General features: G+C 69.0%; 15 protein-coding genes. 7 read left to right on the top strand and 8 right to left on the bottom strand.

All coding sequences use genetic code 11. The annotated features are described in order from the left end of the window. The first annotated feature begins 76 nt into the window (after positions 1-76). Positions 77-1,219, top strand: coding sequence for a peptidoglycan-binding domain-containing protein (locus ACWDRW_RS10100; protein WP_451721832.1), 1,143 nt, complete (start codon positions 77-79; stop codon positions 1,217-1,219). 27 nt (positions 1,220-1,246) lie between these two features. On the opposite strand, the gene ACWDRW_RS10095 is transcribed toward ACWDRW_RS10100, so the two are convergent. The 4 genes from ACWDRW_RS10095 to ACWDRW_RS10080 all read right to left on the bottom strand — a co-directional run bounded on the left by ACWDRW_RS10095 (position 1,247) and on the right by ACWDRW_RS10080 (position 3,965). Further along, positions 1,247-2,245, bottom strand: coding sequence for an RNA polymerase subunit sigma-70 (locus ACWDRW_RS10095; protein WP_451721831.1), 999 nt, complete (start codon positions 2,243-2,245; stop codon positions 1,247-1,249). A gap of 136 nt (positions 2,246-2,381) precedes the next feature. Beyond that, positions 2,382-2,792, bottom strand: a complete 411-nt coding sequence (locus ACWDRW_RS10090) for a DUF6069 family protein (protein ID WP_451721829.1) — start codon at positions 2,790-2,792, stop codon at positions 2,382-2,384. After that, the gene (locus tag ACWDRW_RS10085; protein WP_451721828.1) at positions 2,789-3,400 is read right to left on the bottom strand and encodes a TetR/AcrR family transcriptional regulator; all 612 of its coding nucleotides are present in this window, start codon (positions 3,398-3,400) and stop codon (positions 2,789-2,791) included. Before ACWDRW_RS10085 ends, ACWDRW_RS10090 begins: the two co-directional genes overlap by 4 nt. Positions 3,401-3,494: 94 nt before the next feature. Then, positions 3,495-3,965 (bottom strand): hypothetical protein, encoded by a 471-nt coding sequence (locus ACWDRW_RS10080; RefSeq protein WP_451721826.1) that lies wholly within the window; start codon positions 3,963-3,965, stop codon positions 3,495-3,497. Positions 3,966-4,089: 124 nt separating this feature from the next. On the opposite strand from ACWDRW_RS10080, the gene ACWDRW_RS10075 reads away from it, so the two are divergent. From ACWDRW_RS10075 to ACWDRW_RS10060, 4 genes are all read left to right on the top strand, one after another. Beyond that, entirely contained in the window at positions 4,090-5,268 is a 1,179-nt protein-coding gene (locus ACWDRW_RS10075) for a serine hydrolase domain-containing protein (RefSeq protein ID WP_451721825.1), read from the top strand. 271 nt (positions 5,269-5,539) lie between these two features. Beyond that, positions 5,540-6,844 (top strand): M28 family peptidase, encoded by a 1,305-nt coding sequence (locus ACWDRW_RS10070; RefSeq protein ID WP_451721824.1) that lies wholly within the window; start codon positions 5,540-5,542, stop codon positions 6,842-6,844. Between the two features lie 184 nt (positions 6,845-7,028). Further along, on the top strand, positions 7,029-8,537 hold the full coding sequence (locus ACWDRW_RS10065; protein ID WP_451721823.1) for a DUF4246 domain-containing protein: 1,509 nt from the start codon (positions 7,029-7,031) through the stop codon (positions 8,535-8,537). An 89-nt stretch (positions 8,538-8,626) separates the two neighbouring features. Next, positions 8,627-8,995: a ribosomal protein L7/L12 gene (locus ACWDRW_RS10060; RefSeq protein WP_451721822.1), complete on the top strand. Its 369-nt coding sequence runs from the start codon at positions 8,627-8,629 to the stop codon at positions 8,993-8,995. Between the two features lie 32 nt (positions 8,996-9,027). Here the strand turns inward: ACWDRW_RS10060 and ACWDRW_RS10055 are convergent, their stop codons facing one another. Both ACWDRW_RS10055 and ACWDRW_RS10050 read right to left on the bottom strand, forming a co-directional pair. After that, entirely contained in the window at positions 9,028-9,954 is a 927-nt protein-coding gene (locus tag ACWDRW_RS10055; RefSeq protein ID WP_451721821.1) for a DUF1353 domain-containing protein, read from the bottom strand. 126 nt (positions 9,955-10,080) lie between these two features. Beyond that, positions 10,081-12,906, bottom strand: coding sequence for an AAA family ATPase (locus ACWDRW_RS10050; protein WP_451721820.1), 2,826 nt, complete (start codon positions 12,904-12,906; stop codon positions 10,081-10,083). Between the two features lie 203 nt (positions 12,907-13,109). Between ACWDRW_RS10050 and ACWDRW_RS10045 the strand changes: the two genes are divergently transcribed. Continuing rightward, the gene (locus ACWDRW_RS10045; protein WP_451721819.1) at positions 13,110-13,292 is read left to right on the top strand and encodes a hypothetical protein; all 183 of its coding nucleotides are present in this window, start codon (positions 13,110-13,112) and stop codon (positions 13,290-13,292) included. Between the two features lie 183 nt (positions 13,293-13,475). Here the strand turns inward: ACWDRW_RS10045 and ACWDRW_RS10040 are convergent, their stop codons facing one another. After that, entirely contained in the window at positions 13,476-13,604 is a 129-nt protein-coding gene (locus ACWDRW_RS10040) for a hypothetical protein (protein WP_451721818.1), read from the bottom strand. A gap of 25 nt (positions 13,605-13,629) precedes the next feature. Between ACWDRW_RS10040 and ACWDRW_RS10035 the strand changes: the two genes are divergently transcribed. After that, positions 13,630-15,279, top strand: coding sequence for a serine hydrolase (locus ACWDRW_RS10035; RefSeq protein WP_451721817.1), 1,650 nt, complete (start codon positions 13,630-13,632; stop codon positions 15,277-15,279). Between the two features lie 116 nt (positions 15,280-15,395). Here the strand turns inward: ACWDRW_RS10035 and ACWDRW_RS10030 are convergent, their stop codons facing one another. After that, complete coding sequence (locus ACWDRW_RS10030; protein WP_451721816.1) at positions 15,396-15,815, bottom strand: DUF6415 family natural product biosynthesis protein; 420 nt, start codon at positions 15,813-15,815, stop codon at positions 15,396-15,398. Positions 15,816-15,972: the final 157 nt, after the last annotated feature.

The raw sequence follows: 15,972 nt of genomic DNA, 5'->3' as shown, positions 1-15,972 counted from the left end.
TGTGCCCACGGATGATCCGGCATAAAGTGCCCCGGACGTGGACGTGCAGGCGAGGAGACCAAGGGGCTGATCATCCATGGTCCAGCAGTGTTTCACTCCGGCGCAGGCGGGAGTCGACCTCGGTTTGGCGAGCCTGTTCGGCCGTATCGCCGAGTGGTTCGTCAAAAAGGAATACTGCTTGGCGAAGGGAGGGTGCAGTGAATTTGTGACATTGCCCGTCAACGCTGGCACTGACTTCTTCGACGAGAATGCCGGCACGACTCGATGCCGATATCTCGCGGCCTTCCTCAAATTCCACAACCCGGCGCTGGACGAGAATTTCCTCGTTCAGACCTGCGAGATCCGCAAGCGGGCCAAACGTCCGGGTGATGAGAACGATGAGCGATTCCCGGTCCCTGACATCATCACGCACGAGCCGCCCCAGCGGATGGAATACTACGAGATCAAGCCGAACTCGGCATCGGGTAAAGCCGACGGCCGCACCAAGCTGATCGCCTTTCAGGCCCTGGTCGACTTCTTCAAGCCGACAGTGCCCACGCTGACCTATCAGCGCGGCATCCTGTTCGACCCGGACCGCTCCATTCTGATCTGGGACGGGACCTGGTTCGGCAGTCCGGTCAAGGTGCATTTCCACTTCTTCCGAGAAGAAGAAGGCCTCATCGTCTACGAGGTGTGCGTGGAGGTGTCCGGCCAGCTGCTCGCCGAGGTGTTCGCCAAGGCGCTGATCAAGATGGCGGTCCTCGCGGTGCTGCTCCTGCTGGTTCCCGTGGCGGCACCCGCCTTCGCGTGGAATTCTCCGCTGGGCGGCAGCGTGGGGGCCGGGGGCGTCAACGAGCATCAGGACACCCGGTATGTCCAGGCCCTGCTGAACGACTGGCGTGGCCGCAACGGCCGATCACTGATCTCGCTGGACGGGCTCGTCGGCGACCAAACAGTCAGCGCCGTCCAGGACTTCCAGACCGCTGTCACCGGTGTCGTCGACGGCCGCGTCGACGTGAACGCCCAGGCCATCGCCGCGCTCGAGCAGACACACCTCGACGGCGGCATCGCCGCCGCCCAGCTTGCCGAGATGCAGGAACTGGGAACGGAGGGAATGGAGCTCTACGTGTTCCGCCCTGATCCGGACGGTCCGCTCCTGGAGGAGACCGAGCCGGACCCGGTGACGGCCATGGCTGTTCAGGTCCAGCAGTACTTCGATGACCTGCACCGCGAAGTCTGACATTGAACTCGCGGGTGCCCTCCGGTACTACTTCGCGCCGTCCGCCGTCAGCCGCTTCGGCAGCCCGAGCCGCGGGAACTGGTCGTCGTGGAACGTGACGATCTCGGCGATCGCCCCGCCCGCGACGCGCAGGACGTCGATCGTCAACGGCAGGTACGCGCCCTCCTGCTCGCACCATTGGTAGAAGGCGATGGCGGGCTGCCGGTTCACGGAGGTGAGGAGGGGGCGCAGACCCTGCATGCCCTCGAAGCCGCTCTCCACCCAGTCCTTCACCACGGCGTCGCGGCCGACGTACAGGCCGGGGGTGGGCGGCATCGAGCAGCGGACGTCGTCCCGCAGCATCAAGGTGAGCGCCGGGATGTCCGTGGCCACGCTGGCCTCGGTGTAGCGGCGCACCAACTCGCGCGTATCGGTGCCCTGTTCGCCGCCGGTCCAGTCCTGCCGCGCGGCGGGCAGGTGCTCGCGCATCCCCGCCCGAGCCCGCTGCAGCGCGCTGTTCACGGAGTTGACCGAGTCCCCGAGGGCTTCCGCGACCTCCTTGGCCGGCCAGCCGAGCACGTCCCGCAGGATCAGCACGGCCCGCGGGCGCGGCGCGAGGTGCTGGACCGCGACGACGTACGCCAGCTCGATCGTCTCCCGAGCGACGGCGACGGCTTCCGGCTCGTCCGCGTCGTCCGCGGGCAGCTCGTCGAGCAGCCGGTCCGGGTAGGGCTGGAGCCACCGCACCTCACCACCGGTCGCGGGCTCAGGGCGGCGCTTGGCGAGCAGGTCCAGGCAGGCGTTGGTGGCGATCCGGTACAGCCAGGCCCGGAACGTCGAGCGCCCCTCGAAGGTCTCGCGCCGCCGCCAGGCACGCAGGAAGGTCTCCTGCACGGCGTCCTCGGCGTCCTCGAACGACCCGAGCATCCGGTAGCAGTGCACGTGCAGCTCCCGCCGGTGCCGTTCGGCCAGCCCCGAGAACGCCGGCTCGTCGACCTCGCCCAGACCGTCCACACCCAGTTCCTCCAGCCGCCCGATCGCACTCATCACGTCATCCTTCCGTCTCGTCGTGCCCTGTCGTACGTGTGACGGGTGTGGACGCGAAAACTCATCACTCGGGTCGGTCCCATGGCTGAGCGTTGCCGCCTGTGGGATCAGAAGCCGTCGTATGTAGTGCCGGCGATCATCCCCTGGCCGCGGTGGCCCCTGCCCCGGGGGACCTGCCACCCAGCCCCGGGATCAGCACGGCCGCCACCGCCGCGTGCATCAGAGCCAGGCAGGCCCGCGTGCCGTTGCTCATGCCGCCGCCGACGAGTGGAAGGAAGGACATGGCCAGTACGGCGCAGGCCACCCCGCTCCAGACGGCGCGGGCGCGCCGCACCCCGAACCGCTCCAGGGCCGCCAGCAGTCCCCAGCCGCTCAGCGACGCGAGCAGGGCGACGACGGCCACAGGCACGGCGCCGACGTCGAGCGTCCGCTCGCCGTCGGCGATCCGCAGCCGCTGCCCGAGCAGGGGGTCCGCGACCAGCCACACCATGACGGGGGCCAGGACGGCCAGAGCCGTAGCCCCCAGGCGCCTTCGCCGGGCGCTCACTCGGCGCTTCCCGAGACCGCCCCGTGCAGAAAGACCTCCACCAGCTCCTGCGGGGTCAGGTCGGGCTCGTCGTCGGTACGCGGCTGGGTGAAGAGCAGTCCGAAGAAGAGCGCCGCGATCTGCTCCGGCGGCCGGCGCAGAGCTGCTCTGTCGGGCTCCAGCAGCTCCGCGAGGGCGGCGCGGATGCGGGCAGTCGACTCGTGGCGGCCGGCGCCGCGCACCGTGCCGGGATGCTTGCCGCCGCCGTGGCCCAGTGCGCCGGCGATCACGCCCATCCGTGCCATGTGGGCCTGCAGCGCGTCGGCCGCCTCGGCGAGCCGGTCGGCCAGCGGCTGGGACAGGTCGACCGCGTCGAGCTCGCGGACCACGTGGTCGGGGGAGAGCGCCACGGCCATGCAGGCCTGCAGCAGCTCGTCCTTGTCGGTGAAGACCCGGAAGATCGTGCCCTCGCCGATGCCCGCCGCGCGGGCGATCTTCGCGGTGGTCACGGTGGCGCCGTACTCGGCGATCAACGGGATCGCGGCCTGAATGATCATTTCGCGGCGCTGCTCCGGCGACATGCCGGGGGCGCGGCGGCGGGGCGTCTGGTTCTCCTTGGGTGCCGTCATGCAGACGAGCGTACGGAGTGAGTGCACACTCCGTCAATGAGTGAGGACTCACTCCGCACGCCGGGTCGGGTCAGGATCGTGCCGGTGTCGCCGCTCAGGAACGCGGCAGATGCAGCGCCGTCCGCCCTTCGTCGACCTCCACGTCATCGGTGAAGCCACCGCCCGCCGCCGCCCCGCCGAAGAGCGCGACCGCGAGCGCCACGGCCCCGGCGAGCGCCCAACGCGGCCGCTGGACAGACCTGTTCCGCGCCACGGGCGTGGGCTCGATGGTCCTCACGTCGCTCCGCCCGCCGCACGCGATGGTCATCCGCGCGTCCAGCCACGCCTCCGCCTCGTCCCCCCGCACCCCGCAGGCCGCCACGAACGCGGCGACCAACTCCGCCCGGGGCAGCCGGTCCCGGCCGAGCATGGTCGCCGCCGTGGAGTAGGGCAGGGTATGGCCGGCCTCCGCCGCGCGGCGCTCCAGCCTGCGATAGCTGAGGCCCGACCACGCCTTGAGCCGGCGCAGCGCCGCCACGAAGGCGGCCGCGTCGGTGTCGACCGGTGCGGGTGCTGGTGTGGTCATCGTGGTGGTCCCCCCTGTTGACCTGGACGTACACGAGCTCGCACAAGCTCGAACACCATCATGGCTTGAAGCCCGGCGATAGCGGCGCTCAACCTCGGAGCGGATTACCGATGTTGGAGGCCGCATGAACACGACTCTGTCCCGCCCGCGCCGCCGTACGGCCATGGTCGCCGCCGGCGCTGCTCTGCTGATGCTCGGCGGGTGCGCCGTGGGTCCCGATGCCGCGGCGCCGCCGGTGCGCACGGCGAAGTCCGAGCCCCGCGACGGCGAATCGGTCGCCGACTTCCTGCGCCGCGCCCTGCCCGCCGGACCCAGCGGCACCGTGATCGCCGCCCACGGCGACCAACTCGTCCACTGCGCCGGATTCGGAGCGGCCGACCGGGCCGCCGGCACCCCGGCGAGCTGCCGGACCGTGTACGACGTCATGTCGATCACGAAGCAGTTCACCGCGGCCGCGATCGTGAAACTGGAGGCCATGGGCCGACTCCGAGTGAGCGATCCGATCAGCCGGTTCCTCGGCCGCGAGCGGCCTGTGCCCGAGGACAAGCGAGGCATCACGATCGAGCACCTGCTCACGCACACGTCGGGCATGGTCGAGGCGCTCGGCGATGACTACGACCCCGTATCGCGTGAGGAGTTGCTGCGCCGGGCCATGGCATCGCGGCTGCGGGCGGCCCCGGGCCAGGAGTTCCACTACTCCAACACCGGCTACAGCCTGCTCGCCGCCATCGTCGAGGAGGCATCCGGACAGACGTACGAGGGGTTCCTGGCCCGGCACCTGTTCGCCCCGGCCGGCATGGAGCAGACCGGATACGTGCTGCCCCGCTGGCCACGTCACCTGATCGCGGTGGAGTACGACAGCAAGGGCCGCAGCAAGGGCAGGCCCTTGGACCACCCCTGGGCCGACGATGGCCCGTACTGGAACCTGCGCGGCAACGGCGGCATGCTCTCCACCGCCGAGGACATGTTCCGCTGGCACCGCGCGCTCCTGGGGGAGGAGATCCTGCCAGCAGCGGCCAGGGACAAGCTCTTCGAACCGCGCGTGACAGAGCCGGGAGCAGACACCTCGTACGGCTACGGCTGGACCATCAGCGACACCCCGGACGGCCGTCTCGCCTGGCACGACGGCGGCAACGACTGGTCCCTCGGCCTCCTGAGCCGCTCCCTGCGCGACGGCGTCCTCGTGTACTGGGTCAGCAACCACGCCTACCGCGATGGCAAATGGAACCTCGAGGACAAGGCGGAGGCGCTGACCCTGGGTATCGCCGACCGTGTCCGCGCGGAGGCGAGGAGGCCACGCTAGCGGCGGGCCTGATCCACCTCGGTACGAGTCGTAGAGAAGCCCGCCGCTCCGGATGAGGCGGTGACCACGGCGCCGCGCCTTTCGTCGGGCGTACCCAACACAGGTGCGCCTGCTGCGCTCTTGACGATGGGTCAGCATTCCCCGAACATTCAATTCGCATCGCCGCACCAGGCACAGGCATCACACAGCTCCAGCGTCCCGCTTCACCAATGCAGCGGGACGTTCGCACGTTCCGTAACCCATCCTCAGTTCGGAATCACGGAGCCCCCACATGAACCTCTCCGCTCGTCAGCGTGTCCTCGCAGTGGCCGGTGTCGCCGTCACCGCCCTGCTCGCCGGGGCCGTCCCGGCCTCCACCGCGCCAGGAACCGCCGCCGCGGCGCCCGACATCCCGGTCGCCAACGTCAAGCAGCACCTCGCCGATCTCCAGTCGATCGCCAGCGCCAACGGCGGCAACCGGGCCCACGGCAGAGCCGGTTACAGAGCATCCCTGGACTTCGTGAAGGCGAAACTGGATGCCGCCGGTTACACCACGACAATCCAGCAGTTCACCACCAGCGGCTCCACCGGCTACAACCTGATCGCCGACTGGCCCGGCGGCGACACCAACCAGGTCGTCATGGCCGGCGCGCACCTGGACTCGGTGACGTCCGGCCCCGGCATCAACGACAACGGCTCCGGCTCGGCGGCGATCCTGGAGACCGCACTGGCCGTCGCACGGTCCGGCTACCAGCCCACCAAGCACCTCCGGTTCGCCTGGTGGGGTGCCGAGGAACTCGGACTCGTCGGCTCCAAGTACTACGTCAACAACCTGCCGTCCACCGACCGCGCGAAGATCAGCGGCTACCTGAACTTCGACATGATCGGCTCGCCCAACCCGGGCTACTTCGTCTACGACGACGACCCGGCGATCGAGAAGACCTTCAAGGACTACTTCGCCGGCCTCGGTGTACCCACCGAGATCGAGACCGAGGGCGACGGCCGCTCCGACCACGCCTCCTTCAAGAACGTCGGCATACCCGTCGGCGGCCTGTTCACCGGCGCCAGCCGGACCAAGACCTCGACGCAGGTGCAGAAGTGGGGCGGCACCACGACCGCCTTCGACCGCTGCTACCACTCGTCGTGCGACACGACCGCCAACATCAACGACACGGCCCTGGACCGCAACAGCGACGCCATCGCCCACGCGATCTGGACCCTCTCGTCCGGTACGACGAACCCGCCGGGCAAGGTCTTCGAGAACACCGCCGACGTCTCCATCCCGGACAACGGCGCCGCGGTGACCTCGTCCGTCAGCGTCACCGGCATCACGGGCAACGCGCCCAGCAACCTCGCCGTCGGCGTGGACGTCATCCACACCTGGCGCGGTGACCTCGTCGTCGACCTCGTCGCTCCCGACGGCACGGTCTACAACCTGAAGCCCTTCTCGTCCTCCGACTCCGCCGACAACGTCCAGACCACGTACACGGTCAACGCCTCGGCAGAGGTCGCGAACGGTTCCTGGAAGCTGCGCGTCCAGGACAGGGCGACGTACGACACCGGCTACATCAACAGCTTCAAGCTGACCTTTCCCTGAGTCCCGCTCCCCGGCAGGATGAACCCGGTCGTCACGCAGTGACGGGCTGCCGGGACCGACGAGGGCGCGGGGCACAGGCGACACGTGCCTCGCGCGCTCGTCATCCCGGGCCCGTACGGCGGCGATGTCAGTGAGCTGACGTATCCTTCCGGCCGCTGCACATCGACTGGGAGGACCAAGAGAGTTGACTGGCCTGTCTGCTTTCCCGCTGCCGTTTCATGCTTCTCGTTCCATATCGTTCGCGACACCGCGGACGCTGCGGGAACTGCAGATGATGCAGTGCAGCGCACAGATCCGGGCGAAGCCGGGGTGGGTCGACAAGGCGAACGACGCCGACATCGTCGCCAGGTGGACGCGGGAAGCCCTCGCCCAGGGCCTGACCGAGGCCCAGGTTCGTTACGTGCTCGCGGAACTCGCGCACTACGCCACGCAGCGCGACGCACGAACAGGCGCGGAGGTGTCCGCCGTGGACGGGGTGTGGCAGTCGGACACCCTGATCGACGAGGACCTCAGGAGCCGGCTGCGTGAGGCGGTGCGGGTTCTGGAACAGGTCCCCGCAGCAGAACAGGACTGGCATCCCGGATCCGACAACCAGGTACTGGATCTGGTGCACCCGTCACTCTTCTGCCTGGTGCGCGAGGCGAGCGGTGGGCCCGAGCGGGCCTGGCAGAACCCGACGGACCGCTATTCGCGGTACGAGTTCTCGGAGAAGTTCCAGTGGCTGCCCACGGACGTCGACGTCAGTGAGGACGGCACGGTCGCCTTCCGTTCGTACGTCAACAACGTCCACCCCGAGAAGCACCGTGAACTCGCCGCCGTCCTGCCCGAGTTGTTCGGACGCATGCGCCCGCTGCTGGAGAGCGTGCTCACCGACCTCCGCCATCCGCGCCCCCTGCGGATCGAAGCCGACCCTTACGGCTGGTACGACCCCAAGCCGGCGTACCCGGACAAGGCCTCCTACAGCGATGACGCGGCCTACCAGGAAGCGGCCCGTGCGTGGGAGCAGGCCCAGGACGACTGGTGGGAGAACCGTCGCCCGGTGGTCCCGGACGCCCCCGCCTTCACCCCGCCCGAGCTGCCCGACGACTTCGCCCGGGTCGACCTGCGCGGCCGCAGCCTCCAGGTCATCGTCAAGCTCGCCACCATTCATCTCACCCCGGACAAGCCCGAGTACGCCGGCGGTTCCTGGCACGTCGAGGGGATGATGAACGAGCGGATCGTCTCGACCGGCATCTACTACTGGGACAGCGACAACATCACCGAAAGCCGGCTGAGTTTCCGGGCGGCCCTGGACGACCCCTCGTACGAACAGAACGACGACAACGGTCTGCGTGAGGTCTACGGCCTGGAGGACGAGGACGCCCTGAACCAGGTGCTGGGCTCGGTAGCGACCCCGGCGGGCCGCTGCCTGGCGTTCCCGAACGTCCTGCAGCACCGCGTCGGCTCGTTCGGCCTGACGGACCCCACCCGCCCGGGATACCGCAAGATCCTCGCGTTCTTCCTGGTCGACCCGTCGCAGAGAATCGTCTCGACCTCCGATGTGCCTCCGCAGCAGCCATGGTCGGACACCTCGACCATGACGCTGGAGCAGGCCAAGACCTACCGTGAACAGCTCATGCAGGAACGCAAGTTCTTCATCGACGAGCACAACGAACAGCTCTACGAACGAGAGTTCTCCCTCTGCGAGCACTGAGAGGAAGGGCGGGTACGGCCTGGAGGCCGTCGCCGCCCTCCCGGGTCCGCCTCCCCTGTCCAGGGCCGGGATGGTTCACTTGCCGGACAGTGGGAGGCCGCCGGGGAGGGTGTGTGGAAGAGCCAGGATTCCGTGTCCTGCTGACCGGGGCGGGAGACAGGAAAACGGACGCGGTCCGTGCGATCCGGACGGTCACCGGTCTCAGCCTCTGGAACAGCAAGCTTCTGCTGGACAGAGCGCCGGTAGCGGTCACGCAAGCCCGCTGGCTCGAAGCCGCGCAAGAGGCTGCCGAGGTCCTCGATGCCGCGGGCGTCCAGGCGACAGTGCTGTGCGACTGGTGCGACCGCGCTGTCACGCGGGAGACCAGTCCGCTCGATCCGGCCCCATGCAGTGGGCCATGGACTCCCGAGGCCTGCCGCGCGAGTTGCCCGCCGGCACCGGACGACCGCCACATCTGACGAAGCGCACGGCCAGACAGTGAAGTACTGCCTCACCGGGTCCAGAGCACCGCGACGAATGCGCCCAGCGCCGCCACCATGCCGAGGGCGGCCAGAGCGCCCGCCGCCCTCGGTGCCCACTTCGTGAGGCGTTCCATCACCTGGTACACGGCGGTGATGCACAGCACGGCCACCGTCACGTGCAACAGCACCGCCAGGCTGACCCCGACGATCGCGCCGGCCCTCCAGAAGCGCCCCCAGGTCACCGACCAGCCCACCGACAACACGACGGCAGCCGTCAGTCCACCGATCAGCTCCACCCAGCACGGCCGGTCGCCCATCCACCAAAGGTTCCCGAGCCAGGAAATCTCGCCATCGAAGAGATCGAGGGTCGCCCAGGCGCCGAGCACGAGGATTCCCAGGCCCGTCATGCCCACGATCAGGCGGTAGCGCCACTTCAGCCACGCCGGCCAGTTCGTTCCCTCGCCCTGCCACATCGTCGCCATGGCCACCGCCGACCAGATCAGCCACCGCCGGATCAGCGCGGTGCCGGCATCCGCCAGGGCGTCGCGCAGGACGCGGTCGGCTTCCGCACGCCAAACGACTCGGCCGTCGGTCGAGGTGTACTCCGGGGCGCCCTCGGGATGGCTGAGTCCGTCGTGCAGCAACGTGGCCGGGAGGTGCTCGCCGGTCTTGGGCACGAGCCAGGTGAGGAACGTCGGTACCGAGGTCAGGTCGGTGCAGAACGTGCCGGTCTCCCGAGGTACCAGGAGCTCGCCCAGATGCCGGTCCCGGTAGGCGATGCGGCGCTGCAGCATGAATTGCTCGCGGTCGTCCTCGATGACCCGCTTGAGTTCGATGCGGGCATCGGCGTCGCCGTCGGGCCGGACTTCCTCGCGTTCCGCTGTGGCATCGAGGCCACCGTCGTAGAAGCGGCGCGGTTGCTGGTCGATCGGGCCACTGCCGTCGAATGCAGCCATGTGGGCTCCCTCTCGCGAGGTGGGTTCGTACCCTTCCTTTTCCGGCAATGAGCTGCCGTTACTCGTCTTTGTCAGGGCCAGTCACCCAGGTGTCGTCGCCAGGTGCGGCACACGGGATGACTTCGTTCACTCGCGCTCGTCCCGCCCCGGTGGTGGAAGCTGGTCGATCACTTCGCCCGCTAGGGCGGTGAGTGCGTTGCTTTCCAACGGGCCGGTGTCGGGGTGGTCGCCCATGACGGTCCTGGCGAAGTGCAGGAGTGTTGCGCTGTCCCGCAGGAGCGGCAGGCTGCTCTTGCGCAGGAGGGGCATCGCGAACTGGCGGATGCTCTGCCACCGGCCGTGCTGGGAGACGGCGACGGGTGCGTAGTAGCAAGCGTGCCGAATCACCTCGTCGTTGTGTCGGTAGTGCCGCTGCAGGAGCTCGAAGAGCCGGTCGGCCAATTCCTGCGCGTAGGGTGCGTGTCTGCTCCACTCAGCCGTGGCACGACGCAGCGCAGCCCGGGCTTCGCCGGGACGGTCGAGCCACAGCAGCGTCAAGGCGAGGCCGGTAAGGGCCCACTCGTAGTCGTCCTCCAGGAAAACCGCACGCTCCAGGTCAGGCAGGGCCTGGGCCGGGCGGCCGACTGCCCAGTTCAGCCAGCCGCGGGCGGCACTGGGCCAAGCGTTGTGAGGCGCGAGGGCCACAGCGCGATCGAGATCCTCCAGGGCCTTGTCAGCACTGCCCAGCCGTCCGGTGGCCCAGCCCCGCCAGGTCAGAGACCAGTCGTCATCGGGCTCGATGTATAATGCGCGGTCGAGAGCGGCCACGCCCTCTGGGAGCCTGCCCAGACGGCACAGAATGAAGCCGTGATTGGCGTGCACGTAGGCGGCGGCGTCCTCGAGGTTTGTGGCGTGCTCGATTGCCTGGAGAGCCTCAGCGGCGCGGTCGGCGTGGTACAGGCATGCGGCCTGTTCCACGCGGGCCCAGGCCGACCGGGGATGCTGGGCGACAGCATGGTCGAAATCGTCCAGTGCCTGCGTGAGGCGTCCCTTGCGGCGCAGGAGTCGACCGCGGTGCACCCGCGCACCGAGGTGCCCGGCACCGGTGTCCACGGCGCGGTCGAAGTCGCAGAGCGCGGCGTCGTCCCTGCCCAGCGATTCCAGCGTCAGACCCCGGAAGACCAGTGCCTGGACGTGGTCAGGGTTGTCGGCGAGGACCTGGTCGAAGTCGTCCAGAGCCTCATGGTGACGGCGCATCAGTCGGTAGACGTAGCCCCGGCGAGTCCGAGTGTGCGAGTCCTCGGGGCGCAGTCGCAGCATGCGATCGACGTCCGCCAGAGACGCATCGAGCCGGTTGGCGAGTTGATGGAGCCATGCCCGCTCAGCGAGCGCCGCGACCCGGTGTGCGTCCTCCAGACGATGGTCCTCCAGGAGGACGGACAGGAAGCCCGTGCAGTCCCGCGCTTCGGCGCCCACGGTGGCGGCCAGCGAATCGCCGAGCCGTTCCAAGTGGACGGCGCCCGTGGTCTCGCCCGCCTGGGCGATCGCGTCGGCCAGGCGCCGTGCCACCACCGTGCCCACTTCGGCTGCCCGCACCGAGGCGCACAACGCCTTCGCCACGGCCCCTTCCTGCTGGGCGCACAGCAGGTGATACGTCTCCTCCACCGCGCAGTCCTGCCAGTGTTCATCCCACCAGCCGTCCCGTTCGTCCATGCGCAGGCTCTCCCGCCACAGACGCCATGCGTCGGCCAGGTCCTGATGCCGCTGACGCCAGCGCTGGGGCGAGCGGCTGCGTTCCAGTCGCAGCATCACGCCGCGCACTACGTCGTGGAAGCGGAAGAAGCCCGCGTCGTCCTGGACGAAGGGCAGCTGGCGCAGCCATGGGTACAGCTCGCGGCTGACCGGCTCGCCGAGGAGGACGTCCATCACGTCCTGATTGACCACGCGGGGTAACGCGCAGGCCAGGGCGGCGGTATGACGCTCCGGCGGCACCCATTTCAGAAAGCGGTCGACGGCATCGCCGGCGTGGTCACCCACCGCGGCGATGTCGGAAGGCCGACTCTCGGCCAGCATGGCCACCAGCACCGGGAGGCATCCGGTCACTTCCAGGATCGCCTGCACCACGGGTTCCGTGGTCACGCCTTTGGCGGCCAGCAGCAGCCGTGCTTCCTCGTCCGTGAACGGCTGCAGCGGCACATAGGCCATGGCGTCCAGGTAGGGGGCCCAGGTTCCGGGATGCAGGCGGCGTTGCCCTGCGACGACCAGTACCAGGTTTGCCGGAAGATCCCCATGACTGCCGGCCACCAGGTCGAGCAGCCAGGTGCCGAGGAACACCTCAGTGCGCTCGTAGGTGTCGAAGAACAAGACCAGCCAGGGGACGTCCTGGGAAAGCCGATTCAGCAGGTCCACGAAAGGCTTGCCGAGCGCGGCCGCGGGGGTGAGCGGTGCGCTGTCGGAGGTCCGCGCTCGCTCCGACATCGCCGCACCCATCCGGCTCGCGGCCTGACTCACCTCCTCTGCCGACACCGCGCTCGCCAGGGGGCCGACGACAGGCAGGCTCTGTGCCACGGCGAGCCCGACCCCAGCCGCGATCCGACCCGCCGAGGAGGGCCCCTCCGCTGCCAGATCCGCAACGTTCTGGGCGTCCCGCAATTGCTGGCGGTGAGCCGCGAGTGCCTTGTCGAAGGCCTTCGACGCGCCCTTCGGCGCCAGCTGGCTCACCAGCGTCTCCAGCGTGGAGGCCAAGCCGTCCGAGGTCTCGTCGGCTCGCGCCGTGAGTGCTCCGGTCTCTTCCCTTGCCACACGCTGGAACTGTTCGGTCAGGAGCGTCTTCCCCACGCCCGCGTCACCGTAGACGCTGAACAGGAACCGTCGTTGGTCGTCAGCTGCCGCGAAGTTCTCGCGGAAATCGCTGATTTCATCGCTCCGGCCGACGAAGCCGGCCTGCCGTCGGCGCCGGATGAGTTCCTGCATGCTCGTGGCCTGAGCCACCACACCACCCCCTCGGTGCCGGACACTCCTTACTGTGACAGCGGCGGTGACGCCGCGCACCCAGTAGGCCTGATCGGTCGACGTCCGCCTGCGGCGACGTACCGAGGCGGCCGGCGTAACTCCGTTGCCGGTTAAGGAAGATCTGGTAGAACGACGACCTCGAGGCCGGTGACTGAGGGGGTCGCGTGTTTCTGGATCGAGGTCAGGAGGCACGCCGGGCCGTCACCTGGGAGTCCGTACTGCTGGTGGGCGAGGCCGAGACCGTCGCGGCGGCGCGGTCATGGCACGAGGCGATCTGGACGCGGGGGTTCCATGTACGAGAGCCGCGCCACGACGCGGAGGGGGGACCCGCGATTCGCAGCGGGTGAGTCAGAGGCGCGATGCGTTCTACACCTGCGCCCGGCGCGAACTGGGGGTCACCGGGCCCCCGCCTCCGTCCGGGAACTGGCCTCGTGAGTGGCGACAGCAGAGGGAGTCCACCGGCTGAGCCCGGAAGGCACGGCACCCCGGTCACAGCCGGTCGGAGTCCGGGTCCCGGGGCACTGTCGGCATCACAGGCCCAGCCCGTCGTCGTACGACACCGTCAGGCGTCCGGCCCACCGAGGGCTCGAACCCGACTCGTCAGGCCGACGGCGTACGCCGAACCGTCCCCCGAACAGCCGCCCAGGCACGACAGGCATCGGCGGAGGGATTTCCATGGAGAACATGCCCCGACTCGACAGCGCATGCAGCCGCCCCCTCCACACCGCCGCGGCACTGGGCCTGGTCGCAGCGCTGGCCGTCGGCTGTACCGGTGCCGATTCCGATGCTGATGCCGACACCACCGCCGCCGGCCGTGCGGCCGCCGCGACGTCGCCCCTGCCCACCGTCCCACCCGCGCAGCCACCGGCCCAGCTCACCCGGGCCAAGGTCGACACCGCGGTGGACCAGCTGGACGACGTCGTAGAGGACGTCATGCGCCGCACCGGAGTGCCCGGAGTCGCCGTGGGTGTGGTGTACGACGACGAGGTGGTCTACCAGAAGGGGTTCGGCCTGCGGAAGGCAGGCACGAAGGACAAGGTCGGCCCGGACACCGTCTTCCAGCTCGCCTCGGTCTCGAAGCCCCTCGCGTCCACAGTGGTCGCGGCGGCCGTGGGCGAGGAGACCGTCGGCTGGGACGACCCGGTCGTCGAGCACAGCTCCGGCTTCGCCCTGAAGGATCCATGGGTCACCCGCCATGTGACGCTGGCCGACCTGTTCTCGCATCGCAGCGGACTGCCCGACCACGCCGGAGACCTCCTGGAGGACCTCGGCTACGACCGCTCGTACATCCTGGACCACCTTCGCGACCAACCGTTGGCCCCCTTCCGCGCCCACTACGCGTACACCAACTTCGGGCTGACCGAAGCCGCCGTCGCCACCGCGCAGGCGGCGGGCACCAGTTGGGAGGAGCTGTCCGCCGAGAAGCTGTACGAGCCGCTCGGCATGGACTCCACCAGTTCTTCCTTCGCCGACTACGAGAAGGCGGCCAACAAGGCCGCCCTGCATGTGAGGAAAGGCGACACCTGGCAGGCCGAGTACGTCCGCGACGCGGACGCCCAGAGCCCGGCGGGCGGCGCCAGCTCCACGGTCCAGGACATGACGAAGTGGCTGCGCCTGCAACTGGGCAACGGCGAATTCGAGGGGCGAAAGCTCGTCGACACCGACGCGCTGGAGCAGACCCACCTGCCGCACATCGTCTCCGAGCCGCCGCACGCGCCCGCGGGCAGGGCCGGGTTCTACGGGCTCGGCTGGAACGTGAGCTACGACGACCAAGGCAGGCTGAAGCTCGGTCACTCCGGCGCCTTCGCGCTGGGCGCGGCCACCCACGTCTCGTTGCTGCCCTCGGAGGAACTCGGCATTGTCGTCCTGACCAACGGCGAGCCCATCGGCGTACCCGAGGCGATCGCCACCACATTCCTCGACACCGTGCAGACAGGCGGTCCGACCGTCGACTGGCTGACGTTCCTCGGGCCGATCTTCAAGCAGGCGGCGGAGGGGGAACGCTCACCGGTCGACTACAGCGAGCCTCCGGCCTCGCCCACACCCGCCAAGGCGAACAGCGCCTACACCGGAACGTACGCCAATGAGTACTACGGCCCGATGACCGTCAGCACCCAGGGCGACAAACTCACCATGCAACTCGGCCCCAAGAAGCAACGGTTCACCTTGACCCACTACGACGGCGACACCTTCAGTTACAGCACCACCGGGGAGAACGCCGTCGGCCTGTCCGGCGTGACCTTCACCATCGGGTCCGGCGGACGCGCAGACAAGGTGAAGGTCGAGAACCTCGACACGACCGGTCTCGGCACCTTCACGAGGGAGGACCAGTAGCGCCTTCCCCGGGATGCCTGCCCCCACCGACGAGAGGGCCGTTCCTGGGTCCGGAGGTCGCGAGGGGCCTGGGACCGGACAGCGCGGGCAGCATCATTGACTCAGGTGGATTTGGCTCAGTGGTCGTGGATCTGTCCGGAGCCGCCGGCTCCCGCCGAGGGGCCGACTTTGGAGTACGGCCGGTTGGTCTGCCCGTTGTGGATGGGCCGGTTGCAGGCCAGGCACATCCGGACGTCCGTGAGGGTGTCGTAGTGGTCGCAAAGTGCCAGTAGCGATCGTGCGAGCTTGCGGGCGTGGACCATGGCGTCGTATGTCCCCGCTCCGCGTACGGCGTTCAGTTTTCTGCGGGCTTCGCCGGTGCAGGCGAGTGCGCAGTAGCGGGGCACGTCATCCTCGGGCAGCCGTACCGCCAGTTGCTCGATCTCCGGGATGACCAGCTCCATGTGGCCGCGCAGCAAACCGGTGAGCGTATCCAGGGTGGCGGCGTCGGTGGGGGTCACGTCGGGTGGGAGGATCAGGGCGATGCTCGCGCGCATCGTGGCGATGTCCACTGGTGGCGTTGCGGTTGATGGGCTGTCAGCATGATTCACGCCGGGTCTCCGTCATCGTCGGCCGGGTCGCGGCCGGCCATCACGAGCGTCAGTACGTCGCTCGCCCTGCACAGCCGGCCCGGCCGGGCCATGGGTACGGCCC

Source organism: Streptomyces sp. NPDC003635 (assembly GCF_053587635.1).
Note: the sequence above shows the minus strand (reverse complement) of the source record. Positions and strands in the feature narration are given on the sequence as shown.

Excerpts from the sequence above, each read along its gene's own strand:
- ACWDRW_RS10095 (WP_451721831.1), bottom strand. The coding sequence starts at position 2,245 with ATGAGTGCGATCGGGCGGCTGGAGGAACTGGGTGTGGACGGTCTGGGC.
- ACWDRW_RS10100 (WP_451721832.1), top strand. The coding sequence starts at position 77 with ATGGTCCAGCAGTGTTTCACTCCGGCGCAGGCGGGAGTCGACCTCGGT.
- ACWDRW_RS10080 (WP_451721826.1), bottom strand. The coding sequence starts at position 3,965 with ATGACCACACCAGCACCCGCACCGGTCGACACCGACGCGGCCGCCTTC.
- ACWDRW_RS10040 (WP_451721818.1), bottom strand. The coding sequence starts at position 13,604 with ATGCCTGTCGTGCCTGGGCGGCTGTTCGGGGGACGGTTCGGCGTACGC.
- ACWDRW_RS10050 (WP_451721820.1), bottom strand. The coding sequence starts at position 12,906 with ATGCAGGAACTCATCCGGCGCCGACGGCAGGCCGGCTTCGTCGGCCGG.
- ACWDRW_RS10075 (WP_451721825.1), top strand. The coding sequence starts at position 4,090 with ATGAACACGACTCTGTCCCGCCCGCGCCGCCGTACGGCCATGGTCGCC.
- ACWDRW_RS10035 (WP_451721817.1), top strand. The coding sequence starts at position 13,630 with ATGCCCCGACTCGACAGCGCATGCAGCCGCCCCCTCCACACCGCCGCG.
- ACWDRW_RS10070 (WP_451721824.1), top strand. The coding sequence starts at position 5,540 with ATGAACCTCTCCGCTCGTCAGCGTGTCCTCGCAGTGGCCGGTGTCGCC.
- ACWDRW_RS10055 (WP_451721821.1), bottom strand. The coding sequence starts at position 9,954 with ATGGCTGCATTCGACGGCAGTGGCCCGATCGACCAGCAACCGCGCCGC.
- ACWDRW_RS10030 (WP_451721816.1), bottom strand. The coding sequence starts at position 15,815 with ATGCGCGCGAGCATCGCCCTGATCCTCCCACCCGACGTGACCCCCACC.
- ACWDRW_RS10085 (WP_451721828.1), bottom strand. The coding sequence starts at position 3,400 with ATGACGGCACCCAAGGAGAACCAGACGCCCCGCCGCCGCGCCCCCGGC.